3 protein-coding genes are annotated in these 4,679 nt (G+C 23.5%); all 3 read left to right on the top strand.

Annotation, left to right across the window (positions count from 1 at the left end; all coding sequences use genetic code 11):
* The first annotated feature begins 1,051 nt into the window (after positions 1–1,051).
* The 3 genes from ACO409_RS10255 (at position 1,052) to ACO409_RS10245 (ending at position 4,375) form a co-directional block, all read left to right on the top strand.
* Positions 1,052–1,429 carry a hypothetical protein gene (locus tag ACO409_RS10255; protein ID WP_485556971.1) on the top strand — a complete coding sequence of 126 codons (378 nt, stop codon included), beginning with the start codon at positions 1,052–1,054 and terminating at the stop codon, positions 1,427–1,429.
* 262 nt (positions 1,430–1,691) lie between these two features.
* Positions 1,692–2,945 (top strand): glucose-1-phosphate adenylyltransferase, encoded by a 1,254-nt coding sequence (locus ACO409_RS10250; RefSeq protein WP_485556969.1) that lies wholly within the window; start codon positions 1,692–1,694, stop codon positions 2,943–2,945.
* A gap of 41 nt (positions 2,946–2,986) precedes the next feature.
* Complete coding sequence (locus ACO409_RS10245) at positions 2,987–4,375, top strand: glycogen synthase (RefSeq protein ID WP_485556967.1); 1,389 nt, start codon at positions 2,987–2,989, stop codon at positions 4,373–4,375.
* Positions 4,376–4,679 lie beyond the last annotated feature (304 nt).

The following is a 4,679-nucleotide window of genomic DNA, read 5'->3' as shown; positions in this document are numbered from 1 at the left end:
CAACTAACAAAATATATATAAGAAAACATAGCAAAAATGATGTTCTAAAATATCCCATCAAATTAGAAAGAATTATTCTTGCTATGCCAGATAATAATATAGTAACATTGATTTAAAACTGAACTCAAAACAATGACTACTTTACTCAAACTCTAAGTTTATGTAATAGTTTAATTTTGAACAAATTTACTTTAATCATTTATCTTTGACGGAATAAATTGTTTAAATGTAAATCAAAAATTATATTTTGAGTTTAAAAAAATTATGAATACTTTCTAATTACTAAATCCTATTTGAATAACGAATATATTATAAATCTTTTTAGTAGATTAAACCTAATATTTTCTTTTAGATAATTAAAAATAAATATTTGCTTTTTAAACAGGGAATAGTATTACTATGCAAGATAATAATAACATAAATTTTAAAAAAAAATACTACAAACATTTAATTTTTTTTGAAAAAGTACAAATTCTAAGTATGCCTTAACAAAGGAAAAGCTATACATTTCATAGCTAAGTATTTTGATAAATTTTTTTTACCAAAATTTTATTTTTAATTTTTATTTTTTAAGTTAAGTTATCCTATTTTTAGCTGTATATATTTATATCTTTTCTATGATTTAATATTTTTGAAATTTAATTAAATTTTAATTTATATTTTTTTTATAAATTTAAATTTAAAATTTCCTTGTAAAAAAAGGCTTTTCTTTACTTTTTAGTTTTTTGTTTAATTTTATTTTAATATTTTATAGATGTAAAAAATCCTTTATTATAAGTATATTTTTATGTATTTAACAAAAAATAAATTATACTCTAATAATTTTAGATATACTATGATACAATATCTTAGAATTAATTAATTTAATAAAAATTTTAGGGGTGGAAATAATTTCAATAATAATATTTTATATATAAAAAAATGTAAGGATTTATAGTAAAATTATTTTTAATTTATAATAAGCATTTAAAAATATAAAAATTAAAAATGTTTTATTGAAAATTTTACACTTTTATAAATTACTAAATATTAAAAATTTTAGGAGGAAAAAATGAAAAAAAAATTAGAAGATTTTATCTATTTTACAGATAAAGAAAGTATCGAAAACTTAAACAATGAAATATGTAAAAACTTTCGCTTAAAAAAAGAGGAAATTAAAGATAAAAATATTGAAAAAATTCAGTTTGACAATTTAACATTTGGAATTTATTTTTCTAAAGCCAGTAATAATAAAGAAAAAATACTTGTTTTAAAAAATAAAAAGAAAATAAAATGTGGATATTTTTCTATAAATGGAGTAAAAAAAGAATTTTACACAGATTTATATTTTTTGATTCTGCACCAAAAAGAAAAAGATAAAAATATTATTTTTGAAGAACTTATTGAAAAAATTTTGGGAATTATTAAAATAAAAGAAATAGATTTATAAAAAAAATTTACTTTAAACTACATTTTTAAATAAAAAATTTTTTAGCAAAAAGACAAAATCTTGTATTAAGTCTAAGATAAATAAAATATAATTTCTATTTTTTTATAATTACAAAATTAATAATTTATTTTTATTTAAATATTCTTTAGTTTTATGATTTTATCTTAAAGAATTAAATATAAAATTTTTTTAAAAAATAATTTGATTTTTTTAAAAATAGGGGTATACTCTTATTGTAAAGAATAAAGATGGAGGTATTTATATGAAAGTTTTAGCTATGATTTTAGCTGGTGGAAGAGGTTCAAGACTTGACATTCTATCAGAAAAAAGAGTTAAACCAAGTGTTCCTTTTGCTGGAAAATTTAGAATAATAGATTTTGCACTTAGTAACTGTTCAAATTCAGGTATTTATGATGTTGCATTACTTACACAATATTTGCCATTATCATTAAATGAACATATTGGTTCTGGAAAACCTTGGGATTTTGACAGAAGAGATTCTAGTATTACAATGTTACAACCACATGAAAAACTTGGTGGAAATTCTTGGTATCAAGGAACTGCCGATGCAATTAGACAAAATATTGACTTTATTAAAAGTAAAAATCCTAAATATGTATTAATCTTATCTGGAGATCATATTTATAAAATGGATTACAGATGGATGTTGAAAGAACATGAAGAAAATGATGCTGAATTAACAATTGCTGTACAACCTGTACCTATTGAAGAAGCAAGCAGATTTGGTATTTTTGAAGTTGATAAAGATAAAAAAATATTAAACTTTGAAGAAAAACCTGCAGAACCAAAAAGTAATTTAGCTTCAATGGGAATTTACATTTTTAATACTGATTCTTTGCTAGAATATCTTGAAAAATTAGAAAATAGCGATTTAGATTTTGGAAAACATGTTATTCCTTCAATGATTCAAGAAGATAGAAAAGTTTATGTTCACACTTATGATAGTTACTGGAAAGATGTAGGAACTTATGATTCATATTTGGAAGCAAATTTGGACTTAATCAAAAAATCTGAAGAAGTTGGAATTAATTTGTATGACCAAGGATGGAAAATTTATACAAGAAGTGAAGATTTGGCACCAGTTAGAATTGGAATTACAGGAAGTGTTCAAAATTCATTAATTTGTAATGGATGTAAAATTGAAGGAAGTGTAGAAAATTCAGTATTAGGACCAGGTGTAACAGTTAGAAAAGGAGCAACTGTTAGAAATAGTATTATTTTTTCTGGGACTTATATAGATGAAAATTCTCATTTAGATACAGTTATTGCTGACAAAAAAGTATACATTGGTAAAAATTCATTTATTGGAAATGGAAATGCAAATATTCCTAACAAAGAACGTCCAGATTTGTTATCTTCAGGAATTACAGTTATCGGAAAAGATGTAGCTATACCTGATGGATCAATTGTTGGTAAAAATGTAAGAATTTTCGCTGGTGTAAAAGTAAATGAAAACAATAGATTAATTGAACCAGGAGATACTGTTAAATGGTAATCTATTAAATATAAAAATTTTTAAAATAAGGAGTGATTAATTTGAAAATTGTATATTTGGCATCTGAAGTGGCTCCGTTTTATAAATCTGGTGGATTAGCCGATGTTCTTGGTGCATTACCTAAAAAAATGCAGGAATTAGGACATGAAGTTTCCATAATAATGCCTAAATATGACGTAATACCATTAAAATACCTTGAAAAACTAGAATGGGTTGCAAGACTTGAGAGTCACGGAGATATATTTAATTTGGTAAAATATCCTGATGATAAAATAAATTATTACTTTATTGAAAATAAAGCATTATATGAAAGAGGACATGTTTATGGAGATTTTGACGAAGATGTTCAATATGCGATGTTTTCAGAATTGGCACTCAGATTCTTAAAGGAAATTAATTTACAAGCAGATATTTTACATTGTAATGACTGGCAAACAGGTCCAATTCCATATTTTTTAAATGTCAGATATAACTATGATCCTTTTTATTGGGATATGAGAACAGTTTATTCAATTCATAATTTAATGTATCAGGGTAAATTCTCTAAATATTCATTTGAAAGAATGGGATATTACATGGATGACAGAAATGATTTAAACTTCATGGAAATTGGTATTGGATATGGAGACGTTGTAAATACAGTAAGTCCGACTTATGCTGAAGAAATAAAATATGCATATTTTGGTGAAGGACTTGAATGGATTACAAATAGAAAATATATTCATGGTATTTTAAATGGAATAGACACAAATGTATTTAACCCTAAAACAACAAAAGGAATAATTCATTTTGATAAAAATTCTTTAGATAAAAAAAGAGAAAATAAATACTTACTTCAAGAAAAATTAGGATTACCAAAATCAGATGTTGCTTTGATTTCAATAGTCTCAAGACTTGTTGAAGGAAAGGGACTAGATTTAGTATCTGCAGCACTTGAAAATTTATTGCAATATGATGCTGTTCAAATTGTGATTTTAGGAAGCGGAGATAAATTTTATGAAGACTATTATAACTATTTAACATGGAAATATCCTGATAAATTTAAAGTTTACCTTGGATATAACGGACAACTTGCAAATGAAATTTATGCTGGAAGTGATATGTTCTTAATGCCTTCAAGATATGAACCTTGTGGACTAAGTCAAATGATTGCAATGAGATTTGGAACTATCCCTATTGTAAGAGAAACTGGTGGACTAAAAGATTCAGTTAAACCTTATAATATTTTTACAGATGAAGGAAATGGATTCTCATTTACAAATTTTAATGCGGATGATATGTTATTTACAATAAAAGTTGCAGAAGGAATTTATTATGATAAACCTGATATTTGGGAAAAATTAGTTAAAAGAAATATGGATTTAGATTTTTCTTGGGATAGATCTGCAAAAGAATATGAAAAACTTTATGAATTAGCTAAATCTTATTAATTATAAAAAATTTAATTTATACAAAAAATGGAGTAAAACAATCTTGTTAAACTCCATTTTTATTTTATAATACTAGACATTTGTTGTTACATCATCAATATTTAAACTTGTTATACCTTCAAACACTAATCTTACTGTCATATTGAAATTTTTTATTTTTATTTACTAAACTAATACTATTTCCTGTTTAAAAAGCGAATATTTATTTTAATTATTTGAAAGTAAGTATTTAGTGCAAATTCCATTTAAAAAAAAATTAATTTTATACATAAAAAAATGGCGTCCCCGGTTGGACTCGAACCAA

This window comes from Leptotrichia sp. (genome assembly GCF_057270615.1).
Note: the sequence above shows the minus strand (reverse complement) of the source record. Positions and strands in the feature narration are given on the sequence as shown.